Origin of the sequence: Streptococcus oralis SK610 (assembly GCF_000257455.1) — a bacterium.
Lineage (GTDB): Bacteria > Bacillota > Bacilli > Lactobacillales > Streptococcaceae > Streptococcus > Streptococcus oralis_CB.
In genome coordinates this window covers 59,821-84,934 of the sequence record NZ_AJKQ01000006.1, presented here as the reverse complement: position 1 = coordinate 84,934, position 25,114 = coordinate 59,821, and the positions used below count along the sequence as shown (strand labels likewise).

Genomic DNA, 25,114 nt, shown 5'->3' with positions numbered 1-25,114 from the left:
ATGATATAGTATTTTCAGAGTAAAACAAGGAGAAAAACGATGCCAGTAAATGAATATGGTCAGATAATTGGTGAGTCAATGGAAGGTTATACGCCAGGTGAAATGCCTTCCATTGATTTCTTAGAAGGGTGCTACGCTCGAATAGAGGCTCTTTCGGTAGAAAAGCATGCGGAGGATTTATTAGCTGTTTATGGTTCAGATACGCCTCGGGAGATGTGGACCTACCTCTTTCAGGAGCCAGTGGCAGATATGGAGGAACTGGTTACCGTCTTAAATCAGATGTTGGCTCGTAAGGACCGTTTTTACTATGCGATTATAGACAAGGCAACTGGTAAGGCTTTGGGAACTTTTTCTCTCATGCGCATTGACCAGAATAACCGAGTAATAGAAGTGGGAGCTGTCACTTTTTCTCCAGAACTCAGGGGAACACGTATAGGGACAGAGGCTCAATATCTCCTAGCTCGCTATGTTTTTGAAGAGCTTAACTATCGTCGCTATGAGTGGAAATGCGATGCTCTAAATCTGCCATCAAGACGAGCTGCGGAACGTTTGGGCTTTATCTATGAAGGAACCTTCCGCCAGGCAGTTGTTTATAAGGGGCGCACGAGGGATACGGATTGGCTCGCTATGATTGATAAGGACTGGCCTCAAGTTAAAGCTCGTTTGGAAACATGGTTGGCTCCTGAAAATTTTGATAAAAATGGACGGCAGTACAAGAGCTTAAGAGAATTCTGAGAGGTATTGAGATGATAACTATTAGAAAGCAAGAAATTGTCAAGCTAGAGGATGTTTTGCATCTCTATCAGGCAGTCGGTTGGACAAATTATACCCATCAACCTCAGATGCTGGAGAAGGCCTTGTCTCACTCATTAGCGATTTATCTGGCACATGATGGAGATTCCGTGGTGGGCTTGGTTCGTTTGGTCGGAGATGGTTTTTCATCGATTTTTGTCCAGGATTTGCTCGTTTTGCCTAGCTATCAGCGCCAAGGGATTGGTAGCAACTTGATGAAAGAGGCTTTAGGTGATTACAAAGATGCCTATCAAGTCCAACTAGTGACCGATCAGACAGAAAAAACCTTGGGATTCTATCGATCTCTGGGATTTGAAGCCTTATCTACTTATGACTGTACAGGAATGATTTGGGTGGATCGAAAAAGATAAAAAAATTATTTTTTATTAAGTAAAGTTTAAGTATCCTCTTGTATCATATAGTTATTAAATAAAGACCTCCTAATACTCTTCGAAAATCTCATCAACCTTCGTTAGAGTCGACTTAGCTAACTATAGTTATGCTTGCGCCTATCTGCCTAGTCTGATTTCGATTTTCATTGAGTACCCTTTATTTAATGAAATCCCAAACTTTTCTTTTTCATCATAATCTCCTAAAGAAGTCACCCAATCAGGTGGCTTTTTTATGACTTGGGGAGGAAAAATCCATTTGAAAAAAATTTTTTAAAAAATAATAAATCAGAGAAAAAGTTAAGTTAGCTTTAAGATTCATCTTGTATCATATAATCATTAAATAAAGACCTCCTAATACTCTTCGAAAATCTCATCAATCTTCGTTAGAGTCGACTTAGCTAACTATAGTTATGCTTGCGTCTATCTGCCTAGTCTGATTTCGATTTTCATTGAGTACCCTTTATTTAATGAAATCCTAAACTTTTCTTTTTCATAATAATCTCCCTAAAGAGGCCACCCAATCAGGTGGCTTTTTTGTTTGTGGCTTGGATTTTTGATATAATAGAGCCATGAGTAGAATTTTAGACAATGAGATCATGGGGGATGAGGAGTTAGTAGAACGTACCCTCCGTCCCCAATATTTACGTGAATATATCGGTCAGGATAAAGTCAAGGACCAGCTGCAAATCTTTATCGAGGCAGCAAAAATGCGTGATGAGGCACTGGACCATGTTCTTTTATTTGGTCCTCCAGGTCTCGGGAAAACAACCATGGCCTTTGTTATTGCCAATGAACTGGGAGTCAATCTCAAGCAAACGTCTGGTCCTGTCATCGAAAAAGCGGGGGATCTGGTAGCGATTTTGAATGATTTGGAGCCTGGAGACGTTCTCTTTATTGATGAGATTCATCGCTTGCCCATGTCGGTGGAAGAGGTGCTCTATAGTGCCATGGAGGACTTTTACATTGACATCATGATTGGGGCTGGAGAGGGCAGTCGCAGTGTCCATTTGGACTTGCCGCCTTTTACCTTGATTGGTGCGACGACACGTGCGGGGATGCTTTCTAATCCTCTACGAGCACGTTTTGGGATTACAGGTCATATGGAATACTATGCTCATGATGACTTGACGGAAATTGTTGAGCGGACAGCAGATATTTTTGAGATGGAAATCACCCATGAGGCAGCTTCGGAGTTGGCCTTACGCAGTCGAGGAACTCCTCGTATCGCCAATCGTCTCCTCAAGCGCGTGCGCGACTTTGCCCAGATTATGGGGGATGGCTTGATTGATGATGTGATTACGGATAAGGCTTTGACCATGCTGGATGTAGACCGTGAAGGTTTGGACTATGTAGACCAAAAAATCCTTCGCACCATGATTGAGATGTATGGTGGTGGTCCTGTCGGTTTAGGAACTCTTTCTGTTAATATTGCCGAGGAGCGTGAGACAGTCGAAGATATGTACGAACCTTACCTGATTCAGAAAGGTTTCATCATGCGAACTCGTTCTGGACGGGTGGCAACTGCTAAGGCATATGAGCATTTAGGGTATGAATACAATGAAAAATGAACAAGAAATTCTAGAGGTTTTTAGAAAAGATCCAGATATGATGGCCATTCTGACCATCATTCGTGACCTTGGTCTGAAAGACTCGTGGTTGGCGGCAGGTTCTGTCAGGAATTTCATCTGGAATCTATTGTCAGACAAATCGCCTTTTGATCATGAAACGGACGTGGATGTGATTTTCTTTGATCCAGATATTTCTTATGAGAAAACAGTATCCCTAGAGAAAAAGCTGAGAGAAGATTTCCCTCAGTATCAGTGGGAGTTGAAAAATCAGGTCTATATGCATCTGCACAGTCCCCACACTGTGCCTTACACGAGTTCTCGTGATGCCATGAGTAAGTATCCAGAACGATGTACGGCGATAGGACTCCGCTTGCATGCCGACGCAACTTTGGAGCTCTTTGTCCCCTATGGTTTAGAGGATATTTTGAACTTTCAGATTTCCCCAACTCCTCATTTTTTAGAGAATGAGGACCGAATGAAGCTCTATCAAGAACGCTTGTCCAAGAAAAATTGGCAAGAAAAATGGAAAAATCTTACTTTTTCAAAAAACTTAAGAAAAATTTAAGTTAGTGACGGTATACTAGGTTCATAAGTTAAGAGGAACTTAACTTAAACTCCTAAAACTTTTTCATAATAATCTCCCTATAAAATTAAGTCGCCCAATCAGGCGGCTTATTTTTTGTCTGTACGGAGAGCTAATAACTTAGCAATAGAAGAAAATAGGGAAATATGGTATAATGAAACGATAGATTTTTGAATAGGAATAAGAACATGTTTGGATTTTTTAAGAAAGATAAAGCTGTAGAAGTTGAGGTTCCAACACAGGTTCCTGCTCATATTGGCATCATCATGGATGGGAATGGTCGTTGGGCTAAAAAACGGATGCAACCACGGGTTTTTGGTCATAAGGCGGGGATGGAAGCCCTCCAAAAGGTGACCAAGGCAGCTAACAAGATGGGAGTCAAGGTCATCACGGTTTATGCCTTTTCAACGGAAAATTGGACACGCCCAGATCAAGAAGTCAAGTTTATCATGAACTTGCCCGTTGAGTTTTATGACAACTATGTCCCTGAATTGCACGCAAATAATGTTAAGATTCAGATGATTGGGGAGACGGACCGTTTGCCTAAGCCGACTTTTGAAGCTTTGAAAAAAGCAGAGGAGTTGACCAAGAACAATACGGGTTTGATTCTCAATTTTGCGCTCAATTATGGTGGTCGTGCTGAAATTACGCAGGCTCTTAAGGGCTTGGCTCAAGATGTTCTAGATGCTAAAATCAACCCTGGTGATATCACAGAAGATATGATTGGGGACTATCTTTTCACGCAACACCTGCCAAAGGATTTGCGGGATCCGGATTTGATTATCCGTACGAGTGGTGAGTTGCGTTTGAGTAATTTCTTGCCATGGCAAGCAGCCTATAGTGAGCTTTACTTTACGGATACCTTGTGGCCTGATTTTGATGAAGCTGCCTTGCAGGAAGCTATTGCTGCTTTTAACCATCGCAATCGCCGTTTTGGAGGAGTTTAGGAGAAGATATGACCAAGGATTTACAAAAGAGAACATTGTTTGCGGTATTGGCCCTGGCGATTTTCCTTCCAGTCTTGTTTGCGGGTGGGCTCTTGTTGCAGATAGGGATTGGCTTGTTAGCGATGCTAGGCGTCCATGAACTCTTGCACATGAAGGGGCTAAAGACTATGACCATTGAGGGTGCTTTGACTCTTTTTGCGACCTTCGCTCTCACAGTTCCTTTAGAAAATTACCTAACATTTTTGCCTGTTGATGGGAATGTGGTTGCCTACAGTGTTTTGATTACCATAATGCTAGGGACGACCGTTTTCAGTAAAAACTATACGATTGAAGATGCCGCTTTTCCAATTGCTGTGAGCTTTTATGTTGGTTTTGGCTTTAATGCCTTACTAGATGCTCGGGTGGCAGGTTTTGACAAGGTACTTTTGGCCCTTTTTATCGTTTGGGCGACAGATAGCGCAGCCTACCTGACAGGGATGAATTTTGGTAAACATAAGTTGGCACCAAGAGTTTCTCCTAATAAGAGTATTGAGGGCTTTGTCGGGGGTATTCTAGGTGCGGTACTGATAACAGTGGTTTTCATGTTAGTGGATAGCACAGTTGCTCTTCCTTATGGGATTTATAGAATGAGTCTCTTTGCTGCCTTCTTCAGTGTGGCAGGTCAGTTTGGTGACTTGATTGAGAGTGCCATGAAACGCCATTTCGGTGTTAAGGATTCTGGAAAATTTATCCCTGGACATGGCGGTGTGTTGGATCGCTTTGACAGCATGCTGATTGTGTTTCCAATGATGCACTTATTTGGCCTGTTTTAAAGAAAGGAATATTGAATGATTGGATTGCTAACCTTTATCCTCGTTTTTGGGATTATTGTGGTGGTGCATGAGTTTGGACATTTTTATTTTGCCAAGAAATCGGGCATTCTAGTTCGTGAATTTGCCATTGGTATGGGGCCCAAGATTTTTTCCCATATCGGTAAGGATGGCACTGCTTATACCATTCGAATCCTTCCTCTAGGAGGGTATGTTCGTATGGCTGGTTGGGGTGATGATGCGACGGAGATCAAGACAGGAACCCCGGTCAGTTTAACACTTGCCGAAGATGGTAAGGTCAAACGGATCAACCTCTCAGGGAAGAAACTGGATCAAACAGCTCTCCCTATGCAGGTAACCCAGTTTGACTTTGAAGACAAGCTCTTCATTAAAGGCTTAGTCTTGGAAGAAGAAAAGACTTTTGCAGTGGATCACGATGCAACAGTTGTTGAGGCAGATGGAACCGAGGTGCGCATTGCCCCTCTGGATGTACAGTATCAAAATGCTTCTATCTGGGGTAAGCTCATCACCAACTTTGCAGGTCCTATGAATAACTTTATCTTAGGTGTTGTTGTTTTTTGGATCCTGATCTTTTTGCAGGGTGGTGTTAGAGATACTCAGACCAATCTCTTTCATGTCATGCCAGAGGGAGCTTTGGCTAAGGTAGGTGTAGCTGAGACCGCTCAAATCACCAAGATCGGCTCGCATGAGGTTAAGAATTGGCAAGACTTGACCCAGGCTGTGGAAGCAGATACCAAGGACAAGACCGCCCCGACCTTGGATGTGACTATTTCTGAAAATGGTAGCGAAAAACAAGTCACGGTGACTCCAGAAGAGAATCAAGGACGTTACATTCTTGGGGTTCAACCGGGGGTCAAGTCAGACTTTCTGTCCATGTTTGTTGGTGGATTTACAACTGCTGCTGACTCAGGTCTCCGTATCCTTTCGGCTCTGAAAAACTTGATTTTCCATCCAGATTTGAACAAACTCGGTGGTCCCGTTGCCATTTTTAAGGCAAGTAGCGATGCTGCTAAAAATGGAATTGAGAATGTCCTCTACTTCCTAGCTATGATTTCTATTAATATCGGGATTTTTAACTTGATTCCTATCCCGGCTTTGGATGGTGGAAAGATTGTGCTCAATATCCTAGAGACTATCCGCCGGAAACCCCTTAAACAAGAAATTGAAACCTATGTCACCATGGCTGGTGTAGTTATCATGGTTGTCTTGATGCTAGCTGTGACCTGGAATGACATTATGCGACTCTTCTTTTAGATAATCGAGGAATATTATGAAACAAAGTAAAATGCTAATCCCAACGCTTCGCGAAATGCCAAGCGATGCTCAAGTTATCAGCCACGCCCTTATGTTGCGTGCTGGTTATGTTCGTCAAGTTTCTGCCGGTGTATATTCTTACCTACCACTCGCTAACCGTGTGATTGAAAAGGCTAAGAATATCATGCGCCAAGAGTTTGATAAGATTGGTGCGGTGGAGATGTTGGCTCCTGCACTTCTCAGTGCTGATCTTTGGCGTGAATCAGGTCGTTATGAAACCTATGGTGAAGACCTTTATAAACTGAAAAACCGTGAAAAGTCAGACTTTATCTTAGGTCCGACACACGAAGAAACTTTTACAGCTATTGTTCGTGACTCTGTGAAATCTTACAAGCAATTGCCACTCAACCTTTACCAAATCCAACCGAAATACCGTGATGAAAAACGTCCACGTAACGGACTTCTCCGTACGCGTGAATTTATCATGAAAGACGGCTATAGTTTCCATGCTAATTACGATAGTTTGGATGTGACTTATGACGAGTACAAGGCAGCCTATGAACGTATCTTCACTCGTAGTGGTTTGGACTTCAAGGCTATCATCGGTGATGGTGGCGCCATGGGTGGTAAGGATAGCCAAGAATTTATGGCCATTACACCAGCCCGTACAGACCTTGACCGCTGGGTTGTCTTGGACAAGTCAGTTGCCTCATTTGATGAAATTCCTGCAGAAGTGCAAGAAGAAATCAAGGCAGAATTGCTCAAATGGATGGTTTCTGGTGAAGACACCATTGCCTACTCAAGTGAGTCTAGCTATGCGGCTAACTTAGAAATGGCAACAAACGAGTACAAACCAAGCAACCGTGTCGTTACTGAAGAAGAAGTGACTCGCGTCGAAACTCCAGACGTTAAATCCATCGATGAGGTTGCAGCCTTCCTAAATGTCCCAGAAGAACAAACGATTAAAACCCTCTTCTACATGGCAGATGGTGAGCTTGTTGCAGCCCTTCTAGTTGGAAATGACCAACTCAATGAAGTCAAGTTGAAGAACCACTTGGGAGCAGATTTCTTTGACGTTGCGAGTGAGGAAGAAATCGCAAGTGTCGTCCCAGCAGGCTTTGGTTCGCTTGGACCAGTTGCTTTGCCAGAAAATGTGAAAATCATTGCTGACCGTAAGGTGCAAGATGTTCGCAATGCTGTTGTGGGGGCCAACGAAGATGGCTACCACTTGACGGGTGTGAACCCAGGTCGTGATTTCACTGCAGAATACGTGGATATCCGCGAAGTTCGTGAGGGTGAAATTTCCCCAGACGGACAAGGTGTCCTAAACTTCGCCCGTGGTATCGAGATCGGTCATATTTTCAAACTCGGAACTCGCTACTCAGCAAGCATGGGTGCAGATGTTTTGGACGAAAATGGCCGTGCTGTGCCAATCATCATGGGATGTTACGGTATCGGTGTTAGCCGTCTTCTCTCGGCAGTTATGGAACAACACGCCCGCCTCTTTGTTAACAAAACGCCTAAAGGGGAATACCGTTATGCTTGGGGAGTTAACTTCCCTAAAGAATTGGCACCATTTGATGTGCACCTGATCACTGTCAATGTTAAAGATGAAGAAGCGCAAGCCTTGACAGAGAAACTGGAAGCAAGCTTGATGGGAGCTGGTTACGAAGTCTTGACAGACGACCGTAACGAACGTGTCGGTGTTAAATTTAGCGATAGCGACTTGATTGGGTTGCCAATCCGTATTACTGTTGGGAAAAAAGCAGCTGATGGCATCGTAGAAGTTAAGATTAAAGCAACTGGTGACACCATCGAAGTTCATGCAGACAACTTGCTTGAAACGCTTGAAATCCTCAGCAAGAAATAAAAACTTTAATCAGAAGAAAAACAAGGCAAAAATGTAACTAGTTTTTACCTTGTTTTTTCTATATAATGGGGAAAATGAGTAAATGAAGAGGTAAAGCTATGCTAAAATTTCCAAAGGATTTTGTTTGGGGTTCCTCCACTTCTGGACCACAGACAGAAGGACGAGTGCTTGGTGATGGTAAAGGAGATAATCTCTGGGATTATTGGTATCATGCAGAGCCAAACCGTTATTACAATGGAATTGGACCTGACAAAACATCTACCTTCTATGAAAACTGGAAAAAGGATATTGAGCTTTTGGTAGAAACAGGTCATACAGCCTTTCGAACTTCTATCCAGTGGTCTCGTATTTTCCCGCAAGGTCGTGGAGAAGTCAATCCTCAAGGGGTTACTTTCTACCGTCAGGTTTTTGAAGCTATTAAGGCCAAAGGGATTCGTCTCTTAGTCAATCTCTATCACTTCGACCTGCCTTTTGCCCTCCAAGAAGACGGCGATGGTTGGGAAAATAAGACGACCATCAAGGCTTATGAAGACTATGCTCGTTTCTGTTTTGAGACTTACGGTGACTTGGTAGACCAATGGATTACCTTTAATGAACCCATCGTCCCCGTAGAATTTGGTTATTTATATGATGCCCATTATCCTCACAAGGTGGATGCCAAAGCAGCGGTTAAGGTTGCCTATCATACGCAACTGGCTAGTAGTCTTGCGGTTAAGGCCTGTCATGAGATTCTGCCTGGCTCTAAGATTGGAATTGTACTTAACTTGACACCAGCCTATCCACGTAGCCAGCATCCTGCGGATGTCAAGGCTGCGCGCATTGCCGACCTCTTCCAAGCTCAATCTTTCCTAGATCCGTCTGTCTTGGGAGCTTATCCAGAAGAGTTAGTGGAAATTTTAGCTGAGCATGATTTGCTGCCAGATTCTACAGCAGAAGAGTTGGAACTGATTCGTGAACATACAGTGGACTTTCTTGGAGTCAACTACTACCAGCCTCTGCGTGTTATGGCTCCGCGTTTTGCCAAGCATCCTGACAGCCCGCTTCTGCCAGAACATTTTTACGAGCCTTATATCATGCCGGGCCGTAAAATCAATCCTCACCGTGGATGGGAAATTTATGAGCAAGGGATTTATGATATTGCCCAAAATATCAAGGAAAATTATGGTAATATTGAGTGGATGTTGACAGAGAATGGTATGGGTGTTGAAGGGGAAGATAAATTCCGAGAGAATGGCATGGTTCAGGACGACTATCGTATTGACTTTGTCAAAGGGCATCTTGCTGAACTTCATCGCGCCATTGAAGCCGGTGCTAACTGTAAAGGCTACTTGATTTGGACCTTTATCGATTGCTGGTCATGGCTCAACAGCTATAAAAATCGTTACGGTTTGGTTGAGCTTGACTTGGAAACACAGGAACGTCGTCTAAAAAAATCAGGCCATTGGTTCAAGGAACTCAGCGACCATAATGGATTTTAAGAATAAAAAGAGTGAGATGGTGTTCATCTCACTTTTTATTACAATATCATCACCAAGGTCCCAATCGTAATCAGGATACAGCCAATAATTGTTTTAAACGTCAGGACATCCTGTAGGAAGAAAAAGGCTAGAACGAGGGTAAGGACGAGACTGAATTTATCGACAGCAGATACCTCAGTCGCATTGCCCATCTGCAAGGCCTTGTAGTAGCAGAGCCAGGAGGCGCCAGTGGCTAAGCCTGATAAGATGAGAAAGAGCCAACTTTTTTTACTGATGTTGACAATTTCGGTCTGACTATTGGTCAAGAAAACCATAGCCCAGGCCATAAGAATGACGACGACTGTACGAATAGCAGTTGCTAGATTGGATGGAACTCCTTCAATCCCAATCTTGGCTAAAATTGACGTTAAGGCTGCAAAGATAGCTGATAAAAGTGCGAAGAAAAACCACATGGCCAATACCTCCTCCCCTTATTATAAGTAATTGATGCCGACTTGTCAGGTATCAAGTGAAATCTTGATAAAATACCAGATAGAAAAACTATACCAATTTTTATCCTTGACAAGTGAGAAAAACAAGTATATACTGTTTTTGCTGATTCCGTAAAGCGAGAATTAGACTATACCAATTTAAGGAGAAAGCACAGCTGGTCTGTGTCGTATATACTATGTGTGGAATTGTTGGTGTTGTTGGAAACACAAATGCAACTGATATTTTGATTCAAGGGCTTGAAAAGCTCGAATACCGTGGCTATGATTCTGCGGGGATTTTTGTCCTAGGTGGTGCTGAAAATCATCTAGTCAAGGCTGTCGGTCGTATCGCAGAATTGTCTGCCAAGACAGCTGGTGTTGAGGGAACAACAGGTATCGGACATACGCGTTGGGCGACTCACGGGAAACCAACGGAAGATAATGCTCACCCACACCGCTCTGAGACGGGACGTTTTGTCTTGGTGCACAATGGAGTGATTGAAAACTATCTCGAAATCAAGGAAGAATACCTTGCAGGTCACCACTTCAAGGGGCAAACAGATACGGAAATCGCCGTTCACTTGATTGGGAAATTTGCAGAAGAAGATGGCCTTTCAGTTCTTGAAGCCTTCAAAAAAGCTCTTCACATCATCCGTGGTTCTTATGCCTTTGCCTTGGTTGACTCTGAAAATCCAGATGTCATCTATGTCGCTAAGAACAAATCACCACTCTTGATTGGTCTTGGAGAAGGCTACAACATGGTCTGCTCAGATGCTATGGCTATGATTCGTGAGACCAACCAATACATGGAAATTCATGACCAAGAGTTGGTAATCGTCAAGGCTGATAGTGTCGAAGTTCAAGACTATGATGGCAATCGCCGTGAACGTGCTAGCTATACTGCGGAGCTCGACTTGTCAGATATCGGTAAGGGGACTTATCCTTACTACATGCTCAAGGAAATCGACGAGCAACCAACGGTGATGCGTAAACTCATCCAAGCCTACACAGATGAGGCTGGTCAAGTTGTTGTAGATCCAGCTATCATCAAGGCTGTTCAAGATGCAGACCGCATTTACATCCTTGCAGCTGGAACATCGTACCACGCAGGATTTGCTTCTAAGAAAATGTTGGAAGAATTGACGGATACACCTGTTGAACTTGGAATTTCATCTGAGTGGGGCTATGGTATGCCACTTCTCAGCAAAAAACCACTCTTTATCTTTATCAGCCAGTCTGGTGAAACAGCTGACAGCCGTCAGGTTTTGGTCAAGGCTAATGAAATGGGGATTCCAAGCTTGACAGTGACAAACGTTCCAGGTTCAACTCTTTCTCGTGAAGCCAACCACACTATGCTTCTTCACGCGGGTCCTGAAATTGCCGTGGCATCAACCAAGGCCTACACAGCACAAATCGCAGCTCTTGCCTTCTTGGCAAAAGCAGTTGGAGAAGCAAACGGCAATGCCAAAGCGCAAGCCTTTGACCTGGTTCATGAGTTGTCAATCGTGGCTCAGTCTATCGAATCAACTCTTTCAGAAAAAGAAACCATTGATGCAAAGGTTCGTGACCTTCTCGAAACCACTCGCAATGCCTTTTACATCGGACGTGGTCAAGACTACTATGTAGCCATGGAAGCCAGTCTTAAGCTAAAAGAGATTTCTTACATCCAATGTGAAGGCTTTGCGGCAGGAGAACTCAAGCACGGGACCATTGCCTTGATTGAAGAAGGAACGCCTGTCTTGGCCCTCTTGTCAGATCCAGTCCTTGCTAACCATACTCGTGGAAATATCCAAGAGGTCGCAGCCCGTGGTGCCAAGGTTCTCACTATCGCAGAGGAAAATGTTGCTAAAGACACAGACGATATCGTCCTTACGACCGTCCACCCATACCTTTCACCAATCTCAATGGTCGTGCCAACACAATTGGTCGCTTACTTTGCAACTCTACACCGTGGACTCGATGTGGACAAACCACGTAACCTTGCTAAGTCAGTAACAGTAGAATAAGCTAAGAAAGTCTAGTTCATCTAGACTTTTTTGCTCTCTCTTGGTATACTTGAGTGAGGAGTATTTTTGCTCGCCTTTAATTTTTTATAAGGAGAAGAAAATGAAGAAGAAAAAAAGTATTATTGCTATGCTGGTTGGTATCGTCTTGTCTAGTTCTTACTTGATACGTACGATCTTGATCCATCAGCAGAGACAAGCGAAAAAGCAAAACCTGGAACGGATTGCTGCAGTGCAAGAGACGGTTCAGTCTCAAGATCAAAAGAAAGCTGAAGAGCAGAAAGAACACTTTAAAAAGGCGTTTGAAGGTATGGATAAAACTTCCATTCTAATGAAAAACTATGATAGCCACACACCGATTAATGGGGACTACAGTTTTGGTACAAAGGATGGCGTGTACTACCTAGTAGAATTAAAAACAGGGAATAAAGTAGCTCTGGAAGGTGTGGACAAGGCCTTTCCTTTGTCTGTCAAAAACGAGGACACAAATAGTACGGAGCTTGCCCTGGTTGTCCGTAAAGACCAAGCCTGGTACATGATTGATACAAAGGGTGAGACGATTTACACTTTTGAACAAACAGAATTGACAGAAAACTCGAAGTTAACTTTGAAAGACAATAAACTACAGGTAGAATAAACTAAGAAAGTCTAGTTCATCTAGGCTTTTTCTAATGAGCAAATTTATTGAAAATAAAACTAATTAGTGATAAAATACCCTAAAACTAAAAGAGATAGCGAGGAAACAGGATGGTAGAATTAGGGATTTCAACATTTGGTGAAACAACAGCTCTAGAAGCGACTGGACAGATTTACAGTCATGATGAACGCATTCGTCAGTTGGTGGCAGAAATTGAGTTGGCTGATAAGGTTGGTTTGGATGTGTACGGGATTGGGGAGCATCATCGGGAAGACTTTGCGGTATCGGCGCCAGAGATTGTCCTTGCAGCTGGTGCTGTTAATACCAAGAAGATTCGTTTGACTAGTGCAGTCAGCATTCTCTCGAGTATGGATCCGGTTCGCTTGTTCCAACAGTATGCCACCATCGATGCCTTGTCAAATGGCCGTGCGGAGATTATGGCTGGGCGTGGTTCATTCACCGAGTCCTTCCCTCTGTTTGGTTATGACTTGAAAGACTACGAAGCTCTCTTTGATGAAAAATTAGACATGCTCCAGTTAGTCAATGAAAAGACCAAGATAGACTGGCAAGGTCAATTGACCCAAAGCATTGCTGGAAAAGAAGTCTATCCTCGTCCTGTTCAGGACAAATTGCCATTGTGGGTGGCGACAGGTGGTCATGTAGAGTCAACAGTGAAGATTGCTCGGGCAGGGTTGCCGATTGTCTATGCCATTATCGGTGGCAATCCGCGATATTTTAAAAAGCTGATTCAAGCTTATCGTGAGATTGGTAGGGAGGCCGGTCATGCGGATAAAGACCTAAAAGTGGGGGCTCATTCTTGGGGCTGGATTGCTGAAGATGGCGAGCAGGCTGTCAAAGATTATTTCCATCCGACCAAGCAAGTAGTGGATACTATTTCCAAAGACCGTCCGCACTGGCAGGAGTTGACCTATGAGCAATATTTGGAGCAAGTTGGTCCAAATGGAGCCATGTTTGTGGGAAATCCTGATCAGGTAGCAGAAAAATTGATTCGCATGATTGAGGATTTAGACTTGGACCGCTTCATGCTCCATCTACCGCTTGGTTCTATGCCACATGATCAAGTTTTGAGAGCTATTGAACTCTTCGGCACACAAGTGGCCCCCAAAGTACGAGCTTACTTTGCCATGAAAGAGAGGATATAAAAAAATTCAATCGGTTGAGTCGATTGGTGAGTAACACCCATGGATTCAGCAACAGGTGGAAGTGGTACAAGCGATAGAGCATACTATCTAGTGGAATATATACTAGTTTATACCAAGTACAAGATAAAATAGTAAAAAAGACGATTTCCGCTTGGAAATCGTCTTTTTTCGCTATTCTCGCAAATACGATATCTTGTGGTTGGTGTAAACTGGTATATGGCTCCCTTATTTTATTTATCAAAACCTTGTAAGTTTTTTTGGCGCTCTTCAGTTTGACCTTTGGCATCCAATTTATTACCATTGTAAACAGTGCTTTCCCATGATCCGTACATTGGGTTAGGGAAAATGATGAATTTCTCACCAAACTCTTTTTGTAATTCCTCTAATTTTTGGTCGCGCTCAGTTTCAGAGGTCTTTGAAAACTCTGCAAAGTCCACAAGATTGTCTCCTAGTAGCATGACTAAGTTGGTTTTTTCTTGGACTGCTTGTCTACGACCTTCTTTAGATTTGACGCCTTTTTCTAAGAACATGAGATGATCGCGGCTTTGTACAGGAATCCCTTCGTTTTCTAGGTTTTTGATCGTATCATCTAACTGGTCTATCGTGCGGTCAGATACATAGTAAATTTGGACACCGTTTTGGTCTGCAAATTGGAGAAAGTCTTTAGCACCTGGTACAGCCTTGGCTGCGGCTTTTTTTACCCAGACATCCCAGTTTTCTGGGGTAAATGCTGTTCCATCTTTGACATTTTGCGCTTGATAAGGGCTATTGTCTAATACGGTTTCGTCTAAGTCCAAAACGATAGAGTAGGGTTTATCTGTCTGTGTTTTTAGTAGTTCTTTCAAACGATTAGTAGCGACATTGTAACCTTGTAGATAGAGTGCCTTGGTTTCAGCTGCTTTTTGATACCAAAGAGTTGACATAGTATTTTCTCTTGAACGCAACTGATCATAGGTCATTGTAACCTGATTGTCAGATGTACTACTTTGTGTTGTCTGTGAATTTGCCGAATTTGTGCCACAGCCAGTCAGTAAAATGACGGAAGCAAGTGTAGAAGCAATTGTAATGGTAACTTTGGATATTTTCATAATCCCATCCTCCTAATAATAGTCTATTAATATTGTAGCGTTTTCATGGGATTTGTGCAAGGAAATATCGAGAGAAAAGAAATTTTTCAGTAGTAATTTGGTATTAGGATAAAATTATGTACTTAATTTGGGAATGAAGATGGATATAAAAAAATCCAATCGGCTTGATAGAAAATCTATATCAGCTTCTTTTTGAAAAATAGATGAAAATAAAGTGAATCTTTGAAAGGCTAGTAATATCAAGCTTTTCAGGGATTTTTTTCTTTATAGATATAAAAAAATCCAATCGAGTTGATAGTCAATATATATTGGGAAAAGGGGAAAAGGAGTGGTAAGATGGTTTCAATCCAAATGGAAGGAGAAAGGTATGGCAAGTAAAAGAGATCTAGTCTTTAGAGCGATCCGAGGCGATGAAGTGGAAAGAGTTCCTGTGGGATTTTGGTTTCATTTTGTAACACTCGAAGAAAAGGGGCAGGGATTAAATAATCCACGTATCTTTCAAAAAAGTGTTGATGGGCATCGCAACTATGTGGAAAGGATTCGCCCTGATTTTGTCAAAATTATGAGCGACGGTTTTTTTCTTTATCCAAGTAATGTCTATAGTCCTAAGATTGCAAGCATTCAGGAGCTGACTTCTATTGAATCGATTGGTGAGGAACACCCATGGATTCAGCAACAGGTGGAAGTGGTACAAGCGATTCGAGAGACCTTTACCGAAGAGATTGCTTCTTTCTACAATATCTTTTCGCCTATCTCCTACCTCAAGCGTTGGTTCCGTACAGAAACTTCTCGAGGAGATAGGGAAGTGGCTGACCTATTGCTTGAAAATCCTGAGCAACTCAGATCTATTCTAGATGTGATTGCAAGAGATATTGCTATCCTAACTCAGAAAATCATCCAGCAAGGTGGAGTTGATGGGATTTATCTCAGCACCCAGGAAATTCAAGATGAGCGCATCACACCAGAACTCTACCAAACCTATATCGAACCGAGCAATATAGCGATTTTGGAAGCAGCTAATCAGTTGGGTGGGACCAATATCCTCCATATCTGTGGTTTTGAAGGTGCGAGCAATGATGTGACGATATTTAAGGACTATCCAGCTCAAGTGGTCAACTGGGCGACCCACCATGAGGATGTTAGTTTGACACAGGGTCAAGAGTTATTCCGAGATAAGGCCGTTTTAGGTGGATTCGAAAATGGCAAGAAAAGCTTGCTTTATCAAGGTTCCAAGGCAGAATTGCAAGATGAAACAAGGCGGTTGTTGGCTGAAGCTGGTAGTAAAGGCGTTCTTCTGGGAGCTGACTGTACTGTTCCAGATGACTTTGACTTAGAGAGGTTGGACTGGATTCGACAGGCAGCTGTTCTCTAAAAGGAGGAGCTATGAAAAGTAAAAGATGGGGCATCTTCATTGCAGTTGTCGGTTTGCTGGCCTTGATTGCCATAAGCGTCGTAAAAAAAGGGCACTGCAAAAATGGAGAGAGATGTCATGGAGTTCAGGATTTTTCCAAGTCCAGTCTCCCCTTTCTACGCTCGAATGATATCGCAAGCAGTTTATTAGTTGAAAAAGTAAGAAATGGAGAATAAGAATGTCAGAAAAAAAAGAATGGGTTTTAAAAGCATTTAGAGGTGAAAAGGTTGAACGTGTGCCAGTTGGCTTTTGGCACCATTTCACATCCGAAGACGAATGGCTACACGGTTTCTCAAATCCAGTCATTATCGAGAAGAATATCGAGGGACATAAGCGCTTTATCCGAGAAGTTCAGCCAGACTTTATCAAGTTAATGAGTGATGGATACTTTGCTTATCCAAATCCAGTGATTGCCAAAGGCAAATCACTTCAAGAATTGGCAACCATTCAACCACTCGGACCAGAGCACGTTTGGATAAAAGAGCAGGTTGACTTGGTTAAGAAAATCAAGCAAGAGTTTACAGAAGATATCGTTGCGATTTACAATATTTTTGCTCCTGTGACCTATCTCAAGTGGCTGCTGGGGGAAGTGTCTGGTGGCGATGACCTCATTGCAGATTTTCTGGTGGAAGATCCTGAAGCTTTGAAGAAGGTATTGGATGTGATTGCAGAGGATATTGCGAGTCTCAGCCGAGCTGTCATCGAAGAGGCTGGTGCTGATGGAATATACCTCAGCGTGCAAAGCATCCAAGATCAACGAGTGTCGGCAGTAGATTATCAAGCCGTCATTGCCCCTAGCGAGATAACGGTTCTGGAAGCAGCTAGTGCTGTTGGTGGCGTCACGGTTCTTCATATCTGTGGCTACGAGGGGGCGCGAAATGATATTCACCTTTTTGCAGACTATCCAGCCCAAGTCTTTAACTGGGCTGTAGGACCAGAGGGAATCACTCTCAAGGAAGGTCGTGAGATTTTCAAGGGACGTACGGTTCTTGGAGGATTCGAAAATGGTAAGACAGGCTTACTGTATACTGGTAGCAAGGATGCCATTCAGGCTGAGGCAAAGAAACTAGTTGCAGAAGCTGGGGAACAGGGCTTGGTACTTGGGGCAGATTGTACCATTCCAAGTGATATCGCAGTTGAACGTATCCAGTGGGTGAGAGAAGCGCTTGAAAACTAAAGGAGAAAAAGATGAGTAAAAAAGCATGGATTATCGGTGGTGTAGCAGTGGTTGCAGTAATTGGGGCAACGATTATCGGGAGAAGTTTAGCTGGTGCTCCAACCAAGGATGGAGAAACGGCTTCGTCTGCTGAAGTCATAACCTTGAAGGTTGCCCATACACAAAACTATGTGCCTTATGACTTTGTCAATGAAAAAGGGGAATCAGATGGTTATGAGGTAGCTGTTTTGAAGGCTGTTGATGAGAAGTTGGCAAACTATCAATTTGAATATACGGGCACCAGTGATGACGACCTCTTGATTGGTCTGGAATCAGGCAAGTATGACATCGGAACCAAGGGAGCTTGGTACACAGATGAACGAGCTAAAAAGTTTGTCATTCCATCTGAACCAGTCGGAGCGAGCATCATCGGATTTACTGTCAGAAAAGAAGATGAACAGAAATACAAAACCATTGATGACTTTGCTAAGAATAAAGGGAAATTGGTTCCCATCTCTCCACAGAATGCTCAATGGAATGTTATCACCAGCTACAATGAAAAACATCAGGATGCACCGATTGAGCTAACAGCAGCTGAATCCTTTAAAGTGGCAGATGCCTATGCCTGGGTCTTAGAAGGACGTTATGACGCCTTCTTTGATATCAAACTGTCCTTTGAAAAAGCAGTTACCGCAGAAGATGGCCCTTACCACCAATATGCGGATAAACTCAGCTGGTTCCCATACAAGGGCATTCCAACTTATCCCTTGATTCACCGTGATGAAAAGGGTGAGAAATTCGCTAAAGAATACGAAAAAGCAATCAAAGAGTTGAAAGAAGATGGCACGCTTGCTAAGCTATCTCAGCAATACTTTAAAGAAGATGTCTTTAGTTATGTAGACAAAGACTAGGCCAGAAATTCCAAGACTAGAAAGGGTTTTGCATGGTTTCTTATGATTTTTCCAAGGTCTTTCAGTTTTTACCGACCTTATGGCAGGCACTTCCTATGACCTTGTCCATTCTCTTTTTTACCACTCTTCTTGGTTCCCTTTTTGGAGGTCTCTTGGCCTGGGCGCAAGTAGGAGAAGACAAGAGTTTTGCAGCGATTTCCAAAGGCTATATCTTTACCCTTCGTTGTACACCGCCGATTGTCTTGCTTTTTCTAGTCTTTTATGGCTTGCCAGAATTTCTGAAATGGTGGCTTGGTTTGGATATCAACAACTGGTCTAAAACTATTTTTGTTCTCTTGACGATGATTCTCTTGTTTGCGGCTATTGTTGCCGAGGTTTTCAAGGCGGCCTATCAAGCTATTCCAAAGGGGCAGACAGAGGCCGGGCTTAGTATTGGTTTGACTCCAAGTCAGACTTTTTGGAGAATCATTTTTCCCCAAGCTTTTCAAGTTGCTCTTCCCAATATAACAACCGCTATTCTCAATCTCATGCGGGATGCTGCCTTGGCTTATACGATTGGTTTTGTTGATGTCATGGGGGCAGGCAATCTCTTGATCAGTCGCAATTTAGGGAACTACTCGCTGGAAACCTATACTGCAGTTGCGCTTCTTTACTGGGGGATTGCCTTGGTTATTTCTAGCTTGAGTCGTTTGCTTGAGAAGTCTTTGGAAACAAAAGGGAGGTAAGAAATGGATATAGACTATATTGTAAAGACCTTTCTGGAGACCTTGAAAGGTGTGCCAATCACCTTGATTATCATGATTGTGGCTATGGTCTTAAGCTTTTTACCGGCTCTATTTTTGGCCTTGGGGCAGATTTATAAGGTTCGAGGTGTGAGGAGTTTTTCTCTGGTCTATCTGGCTTTTATCCGAGCGACTCCACCGATTTTATTGATTCTCTTCTTTTATAGTTTGTTTCCAAGTTTGCTGAATCAATTTCTCAAAAGCATAGGAAGTGACTTTGATATTTTCAAGCTTGATCCTCTCTACTATGCCTTTATCATTTATAGTTTGATGACAGTCGGGAGTTTATCGGAGATTTTGCGTTCAGCGATCTTGACGGTGGACAAGGGACAACTAGAGGCGGCGCATGCGATTGGGCTGACTACGACCCAGGCCTATCTAAGGATTGTTTTTCCTCAAGCCTTGCGCTCAGCCTTGCCTAACTTGGCCAATCTGGTGATCAATATCGTCAAAGGGACCTCCCTAGTCTTTGTTATGACCATCAAGGATATCACCGCTATTGCTCGTGTAGAAGCGTCCTTCGGTTACCAGTATTTTGAGTCTTATTTTGTAATATTTTTGCAGTATATTTTGATCTGTGTTTTGATTCAGTGGGGCTTTTCTGTATTAGAAAAATGCTATGTAAAAAAAGAAAAGAGAGCGAAAGCATCTAGCGCGCGTTTTGTATAGGAGGACAGGATGTTACAAGTAGAACATATCGCAAAAACATTTGGTGAGAGACAGGTCCTGGAGGATGTCAATCTCCAGGTCAACCAAGGGGATGTCGTCGTTATCTTAGGACCATCAGGTTCGGGGAAAACGACCTTTCTCCGTTGTCTCAACCACTTAGAAAAAGCTGACAGTGGCCGTTTGACCTTGGCAGGAAAAACTTATGACTTAGCCAAATTAAGCAAGAAAGACATTCTAGAAATTCGCCAAAAAACAGCCTTTGTTTTCCAACACTACAATCTCTTTGCAAACAAAACTGCTCTGGAAAATATTCTAGAAGGCCTAATCGTAGCTCGTAAAGTACCCAAGGAAGAAGCGCTCAAACGTGCAGAATCTGCCTTGGAAAAAGTTGGTTTACTTGCTTATAAGGACTACTACCCTTCACAACTATCTGGAGGGCAACAACAACGAATAGGAATTGCGCGTGCCATTGCCGTTAAGCCCGAGGTCATTTTGCTAGATGAACCAACATCGGCACTAGACCCTGAGTTGGTTGGAGATGTTTTGGATGTTCTGAAACAGTTGGCGGGAGAAGGTGTGACCATGGTGGTCGTCACGCATGAGATGGGATTTGCTAGAGATGTCGCAAACCACGTTATTTTCATGGATGGAGGCCGTATCGTAGAGGAGAACAATCCCCACGATTTCTTTAGTCGTCCACAAGAAGAACGAACCAAGCAGTTTCTGGCTCGTATCTTATCAGATGCAACCTATAGTGTAGAATATATGATTTGATAGATAAGTGTATCATAAAAACAACACCCCATGGCTAGAAGAGTCTTCTAATCATGGGGTGTTTTTCTATAGGAGGGCTAGTTTATACTCTTCGAAAATCTTTTTAAACTACGTCAGCTTCACCTTGTCGTACTCGAGTAAAGCCTGCGGCTAGCTTCCTAGTTTACTCTTTGATTTTCATTGAGCATTATTTCTTTTTCTTGTTTTTTATCAACCATCCAAGTCCGAGAAGGGCAAGGATGCTGAATCCAGCAAGGGCAAGGAGGGATTTGCTCTCAGTTCCTGTGTTTGGAAGGAGGTTCTGAGAGTGAGCCTCTGCAGCAGTTTCTTGAGTTTCAGGATTAGCTGCTAGGCTTTGAGTTCGGCCTTGTTCTGGTTCAACTTCCAAGCTAGAAAGATCAAATTCTGGTTTTTCTTCCACAGCTGGGGCGACAATAGCACCACCTTGAGACAAGCGGAGAACAACGGCAGTGAGAGCGTTCAATTTCAAGCCTTTTTCAGTCCATTCGAGACCTTGAGGGTTGGAAATTCCTACTGGTCCGGCTTGATTTTCATCTGCTAGGACTTCAGCTTTTCTCAAGTGAGCAAATGCAGTTCCTAGAGTAAATTCACGAGCCTTATCATCCGCATTGACAAAGACAGCGTAGACATCACCGTTTGGAGCAGTGATTTGGTAGCCGATGGTCACATCTTCTTTTTCAACGCCATTTTGTCCTGGAACAGTAATGAGGTGGACGCGCTCTTTGATGTCTTGCAGACTCTTGAGTCGGAAGGCATCTGTCGATTGACGAAGGGCGATCAATCCTTTCATGTAGTTACGGCTCTTGACATTTTCAGGGAAGGCTTTACCATCTGTTGCCTTGGTCCAATCAAACTTGTTGACAGCATCACTAGAGTCGTAAGAGTCATGGATAAAGTAAGGATAGACAAATGGCTTGCCGTCCTTGTCGCGCAACAAGTGAGACTTGTTTGGAACCTTATCTTCAGGAACAGGAGTCTTATAGGCTGGATCAAGGAATTGTTTGGTACGTCCGTATTCCTGCCCAGAGTGGATAAACGGAGTTCCTTGAGCAGTCAAGACCATGAGGTTTCCAAGTCGCAAACGACGATGGATCTCAGCGTAGTTTTCAGCCTTGCTTGGGTCTTTTTTGATAGACTGGGCAATGATGTCAAAGAGGGTCAAGTTATCATGGGCTGCGATATACTGGATAACATCTCCAGGATTGTCAGCCTCAAAGTTAGTTGGTTGAGCAATCAGATTTTTAAAGATGGTATTGATATCGCGTTTGCCACCTGTGATAAAGGCAGGTTGACCTTCGTTTGGATAGCCAGACTTGAGGTTGTTACGGATGTCGTCTGAAAAGACAGCGACAGTATCTGTTTTCTTCATCCAATCTTGGTCAGCAGGTTGTACAGGCGTATTTTCATCACCAGTATAGGTTCTCCAGCCTTCACCTAGCATGATAAGATTTGGATTGAGGGCGCGTGCAGCTTTGTACGCTTCTTCGATAGAAGCCGCATCGTGGTCACCCATCATATCAAAGCGGAAACCATCTACTTTGTAGGTTTCAACCAGATACTTGATGGAGTCTACCAAGACACGTTTAGACATGTAGTGGGTAGTTCCCAAACGGCCGCCTCCAAAGCTAGTACGAGGAGTTCCGTCCGCATCCATAAAGTGATAGTAGTTTGGCTCAATATCCTCAAAAATATCAACGTTGGCAGTATGGTTGTAGACCACATCCAAGATAGCCCCCATGCCACGTTTGTGGATTTCGTTGATGAGGTTTTTGAATTCTACGATACGTTTTTCTGGATCCTTAGGATCGCTTGAGTACATACCAGTCAAGGAGAAGTAGTTTTGAGGGTCATATCCCCAGTTATAGTTGCTGTTGCTTGAAGCGTAGGCAGACAAACGTTCTTGGTTCTTCAATTCATTGACAAAGTAGTAAGACAAGACTGGAAGGAGCTGGATGTGGGTCACACCCAAGTCTTTGAGATAGTCCAGTTTTTCAATAAAGGCTTCAAAGGTACCAAATGGCTTGGTCAAATCTTTTGCGATGGCAGGATCCGAAGTGAAGTCACGTACATGCGCTTCATAGATAACGGCATCTTCACGTGATTTGAAGTTACGAATCTTTCCATAGGTCAAGTCTTGCGGACCTAACTTCGCTGGATCGACAAAGGCAGCTTTAGCGACCTTATGAGCGGCATCTGTTTTTGCTAGGTCACTGTTCCAAGCCGCTAATGATTTGGCATAAGGGTCAAGAACGAGGACAGTTTTACCTTGGCGCTCGATTTGGTAGTGGTAGTAGTAGCCAGTGTAGTTGCTGATACCGAGACCAGAGTTTGCATCCAGAGTTTGTTTCCAGGTTCCTTTTTCTCCTTTTTCGAGGGCGACAGTTCCGACTACTTTTTCAGGGTCTTTCTTGTCGTAGACGACAACGGAAACTTTATCGGCACTCGGAGACCAGAGGGTGAGATCAACACGCTTGCCATCTTCTTTTAGAGTTGCGCCGAGTGGACCATCGTAACTGTAGGATTCATCCTTGAGGCGCCAGCTTGAACGTGTGGTAAAGCGGTCTGAATTGTAGCTGACAGTGTAAGGGTGTTGAGTGTCAGAGAAGTCGCCGATGTAGGTCACTTTTTTACCTGCCTCATCCACTTCCACGTCTGTGATAGCTACTTTATTCCCTTGGTAATCAGTGATGCTGGAGTGTTTGAGGATATCATCTTTCTTAGCTCCAACGAGGGTAGAAAAACTGCTTTCGATACGAGATTTAGCCACGTGTTGGGCACCAGTCATACGGATATCGTGAACGTAGTAGGGGTTGGTGTAGATGGTTTCGTCATCATCTTTGAGGAAAATCTGACTGTGATTTTTTAGATCAGTGAATTTATAATCTTCTTTTCTGATTTTCACATCATCGCCTTTCTTGCTTTCGTCTAGTAATAAAAATCCAAATTCTCTTGCAGCTTCATTGAGTGGGATATCAATGTAACGGCCATATTTTCCAGTTGCAGTAAAGTCTGTCCCGTCAGGCCATTCTCCGCTACTAGGATTCTTGACATCACCCCAATACCAGAGTGATTTCTTGTCATAGTTTCCGTCGGTACGGTAGTAGTTGACACGGACAGTTCCCGCTGGCTGAGGACGGTAGTTGTATACCTTATAGTTTTCATCTAGCCAAGCTTCATTCATTTTTGGAGAGAGGCGCTCTACTGAACGGTCTCCAGTAAGGTTATCCCCTTTGGTGTTGTTGATGAGGAAGCTGATCTTCTTGGCTTGATCATTCTTGAGTTTGACGTCTAGGTAATAGCCATAGTCATCTTTCTTGGCATCCCTGAAGGACTTGGCTCCATTGGGCCAGTTTTCAGAAGGTTTTTCAACATCGTCCCAAGTCCAAAGGCCTTGAGAATCCTTATTTTCTTCAGGAAGTTTTTTCACATGGATGCGGAAGTGGTTGTCTTCGATAGGTTCTTCAGAAGATGTATCAGCTTGTGGTTTTTGATCTGAAGTTGGTGCCGAAGTGCTGGCATCTACTTTCTCTTCCTTGCTGTTGGCCTGGCTTGTGCTAGCATCTTCTGTTTTAGGTGTTTCTGGTGCTGTAGTAGCTTCCACAGCTGGAGCTTCTTTTTTAGAATCAAGGGAAGCGTTTGCATTCTTTTGTTCAGAAATAGGCGTTTCCTTTTGAGTTTGACTCGTTTCAGTCTCAGTAGGGGACTTGGTCACAGCGCTGGTATTTTCCTGAGTTTGCGGAAGGTTTTCATTGGCCGAAATAGTTGGCATTGCAGCAGAAAGCAGGATAATGCTGGCACCAATAAGGACAGAACCAGTTCCGTTCTTCAAGGAACGGATACCGTAAATCATTTTTTTCTCAGTTTGAGATGGGATCTTTTTCATCACAATTCTCCTTGTGTAGTTGTTCCCTAACAGTATAGCACGAGGTAAACATTAGTGCAAGCGTTTTCCTAATTTTTGAGAGAAAATATATTGCTTCATTCTCTTGAAATTTTAAAATAATATATAGGAAAAGATTGTTTAAAAAATAGTAAAAAAACCTTGAAAAATCTAGCTAAATAAGGTATAATATGAGTAATCATTTGTCGTAGGTTTTGTCTGAAATATTGTCCAGACAAGGCTCACAGCAGTTAAATCTTCTGAAAAAGTCAGATTTAGCTGCTCTTTTTGTGCTTTTTTTCAAGGTTTTTGAGTGCTTGTAACAAAGATTTAAAGATTCTGAAAATTAATCAAAAGGACACGGTGATAGGGGTTTTAAAAACCATATGACGATTAGAAAAGCCTGATTGACAAGGCTTGGAATTTATTTACAAA

Annotated in this window: 22 protein-coding genes; 19 read left to right on the top strand and 3 right to left on the bottom strand. The window is 43.0% G+C overall.

Annotation, left to right across the window (positions count from 1 at the left end):
• The first annotated feature begins 39 nt into the window (after window positions 1–39).
• The 9 genes from HMPREF1115_RS03935 to HMPREF1115_RS03895 all read left to right on the top strand — a co-directional run bounded on the left by HMPREF1115_RS03935 (window position 40) and on the right by HMPREF1115_RS03895 (window position 9,714).
• Window positions 40–735, top strand: a complete 696-nt coding sequence (locus HMPREF1115_RS03935; RefSeq protein WP_001144894.1) for a GNAT family N-acetyltransferase — start codon at window positions 40–42, stop codon at window positions 733–735.
• An 11-nt stretch (window positions 736–746) separates the two neighbouring features.
• Window positions 747–1,163 (top strand): GNAT family N-acetyltransferase, encoded by a 417-nt coding sequence (locus tag HMPREF1115_RS03930; RefSeq protein WP_000628691.1) that lies wholly within the window; start codon window positions 747–749, stop codon window positions 1,161–1,163.
• A gap of 590 nt (window positions 1,164–1,753) precedes the next feature.
• Window positions 1,754–2,752 (top strand): Holliday junction branch migration DNA helicase RuvB, encoded by a 999-nt coding sequence (gene ruvB / locus HMPREF1115_RS03925; protein WP_002882004.1) that lies wholly within the window; start codon window positions 1,754–1,756, stop codon window positions 2,750–2,752.
• On the top strand, window positions 2,733–3,317 hold the full coding sequence (locus HMPREF1115_RS03920) for a nucleotidyltransferase family protein (protein WP_001094981.1): 585 nt from the start codon (window positions 2,733–2,735) through the stop codon (window positions 3,315–3,317). Before ruvB ends, HMPREF1115_RS03920 begins: the two co-directional genes overlap by 20 nt.
• 206 nt (window positions 3,318–3,523) lie before the next feature.
• Window positions 3,524–4,282 carry an isoprenyl transferase gene (locus HMPREF1115_RS03915; protein ID WP_000466705.1) on the top strand — a complete coding sequence of 253 codons (759 nt, stop codon included), beginning with the start codon at window positions 3,524–3,526 and terminating at the stop codon, window positions 4,280–4,282.
• A gap of 8 nt (window positions 4,283–4,290) precedes the next feature.
• On the top strand, window positions 4,291–5,094 hold the full coding sequence (locus tag HMPREF1115_RS03910; protein WP_000159120.1) for a phosphatidate cytidylyltransferase: 804 nt from the start codon (window positions 4,291–4,293) through the stop codon (window positions 5,092–5,094).
• A gap of 15 nt (window positions 5,095–5,109) precedes the next feature.
• Window positions 5,110–6,366 carry an RIP metalloprotease RseP gene (gene rseP, locus HMPREF1115_RS03905; RefSeq protein ID WP_000579747.1) on the top strand — a complete coding sequence of 419 codons (1,257 nt, stop codon included), beginning with the start codon at window positions 5,110–5,112 and terminating at the stop codon, window positions 6,364–6,366.
• 16 nt (window positions 6,367–6,382) lie between these two features.
• Window positions 6,383–8,236, top strand: coding sequence for a proline--tRNA ligase (locus HMPREF1115_RS03900; RefSeq protein ID WP_000814028.1), 1,854 nt, complete (start codon window positions 6,383–6,385; stop codon window positions 8,234–8,236).
• A 98-nt stretch (window positions 8,237–8,334) separates the two neighbouring features.
• Window positions 8,335–9,714, top strand: coding sequence for a glycoside hydrolase family 1 protein (locus tag HMPREF1115_RS03895; RefSeq protein ID WP_000911345.1), 1,380 nt, complete (start codon window positions 8,335–8,337; stop codon window positions 9,712–9,714).
• Between the two features lie 38 nt (window positions 9,715–9,752).
• On the opposite strand, the gene HMPREF1115_RS03890 is transcribed toward HMPREF1115_RS03895, so the two are convergent.
• On the bottom strand, window positions 9,753–10,166 hold the full coding sequence (locus HMPREF1115_RS03890) for an EamA family transporter (protein WP_000264206.1): 414 nt from the start codon (window positions 10,164–10,166) through the stop codon (window positions 9,753–9,755).
• Between the two features lie 215 nt (window positions 10,167–10,381).
• Between HMPREF1115_RS03890 and glmS the strand changes: the two genes are divergently transcribed.
• The 3 genes from glmS to HMPREF1115_RS03875 all read left to right on the top strand — a co-directional run bounded on the left by glmS (window position 10,382) and on the right by HMPREF1115_RS03875 (window position 13,987).
• Complete coding sequence (gene glmS, locus HMPREF1115_RS03885; protein ID WP_000334297.1) at window positions 10,382–12,190, top strand: glutamine--fructose-6-phosphate transaminase (isomerizing); 1,809 nt, start codon at window positions 10,382–10,384, stop codon at window positions 12,188–12,190.
• A gap of 100 nt (window positions 12,191–12,290) precedes the next feature.
• Window positions 12,291–12,824, top strand: coding sequence for a hypothetical protein (locus tag HMPREF1115_RS03880; protein WP_000727574.1), 534 nt, complete (start codon window positions 12,291–12,293; stop codon window positions 12,822–12,824).
• A 110-nt stretch (window positions 12,825–12,934) separates the two neighbouring features.
• Window positions 12,935–13,987 carry an LLM class flavin-dependent oxidoreductase gene (locus tag HMPREF1115_RS03875; protein ID WP_000229784.1) on the top strand — a complete coding sequence of 351 codons (1,053 nt, stop codon included), beginning with the start codon at window positions 12,935–12,937 and terminating at the stop codon, window positions 13,985–13,987.
• A 230-nt stretch (window positions 13,988–14,217) separates the two neighbouring features.
• Here the strand turns inward: HMPREF1115_RS03875 and HMPREF1115_RS03870 are convergent, their stop codons facing one another.
• Window positions 14,218–15,075, bottom strand: a complete 858-nt coding sequence (locus HMPREF1115_RS03870) for a 5'-nucleotidase, lipoprotein e(P4) family (protein ID WP_000703384.1) — start codon at window positions 15,073–15,075, stop codon at window positions 14,218–14,220.
• Window positions 15,076–15,442: 367 nt separating this feature from the next.
• Between HMPREF1115_RS03870 and HMPREF1115_RS03865 the strand changes: the two genes are divergently transcribed.
• The 7 genes from HMPREF1115_RS03865 to HMPREF1115_RS03840 are packed head-to-tail and all read left to right on the top strand — an operon-like array spanning window position 15,443 to window position 20,778.
• Window positions 15,443–16,447, top strand: coding sequence for a uroporphyrinogen decarboxylase family protein (locus HMPREF1115_RS03865; protein ID WP_000157308.1), 1,005 nt, complete (start codon window positions 15,443–15,445; stop codon window positions 16,445–16,447).
• A gap of 11 nt (window positions 16,448–16,458) precedes the next feature.
• A complete protein-coding gene (locus HMPREF1115_RS0102035) occupies window positions 16,459–16,662 on the top strand; it encodes a hypothetical protein (RefSeq protein WP_000837734.1) in 204 nt (67 codons plus the stop codon).
• Window positions 16,663–16,664: 2 nt separating this feature from the next.
• Window positions 16,665–17,663 (top strand): uroporphyrinogen decarboxylase family protein, encoded by a 999-nt coding sequence (locus HMPREF1115_RS03860; RefSeq protein WP_001290988.1) that lies wholly within the window; start codon window positions 16,665–16,667, stop codon window positions 17,661–17,663.
• 11 nt (window positions 17,664–17,674) lie between these two features.
• The gene (locus HMPREF1115_RS03855; RefSeq protein ID WP_000037009.1) at window positions 17,675–18,553 is read left to right on the top strand and encodes a transporter substrate-binding domain-containing protein; all 879 of its coding nucleotides are present in this window, start codon (window positions 17,675–17,677) and stop codon (window positions 18,551–18,553) included.
• Window positions 18,554–18,585: 32 nt separating this feature from the next.
• On the top strand, window positions 18,586–19,278 hold the full coding sequence (locus tag HMPREF1115_RS03850) for an amino acid ABC transporter permease (protein WP_000255460.1): 693 nt from the start codon (window positions 18,586–18,588) through the stop codon (window positions 19,276–19,278).
• Between the two features lie 3 nt (window positions 19,279–19,281).
• Window positions 19,282–20,004 carry an amino acid ABC transporter permease gene (locus HMPREF1115_RS03845; protein ID WP_000350562.1) on the top strand — a complete coding sequence of 241 codons (723 nt, stop codon included), beginning with the start codon at window positions 19,282–19,284 and terminating at the stop codon, window positions 20,002–20,004.
• Window positions 20,005–20,013: 9 nt separating this feature from the next.
• Window positions 20,014–20,778: an amino acid ABC transporter ATP-binding protein gene (locus tag HMPREF1115_RS03840; protein ID WP_000942252.1), complete on the top strand. Its 765-nt coding sequence runs from the start codon at window positions 20,014–20,016 to the stop codon at window positions 20,776–20,778.
• A gap of 187 nt (window positions 20,779–20,965) precedes the next feature.
• Here HMPREF1115_RS03840 and HMPREF1115_RS03835 read toward each other — a convergent pair whose 3' ends face one another.
• The gene (locus tag HMPREF1115_RS03835) at window positions 20,966–24,682 is read right to left on the bottom strand and encodes a pullulanase (protein WP_000723748.1); all 3,717 of its coding nucleotides are present in this window, start codon (window positions 24,680–24,682) and stop codon (window positions 20,966–20,968) included.
• Window positions 24,683–25,114 lie beyond the last annotated feature (432 nt).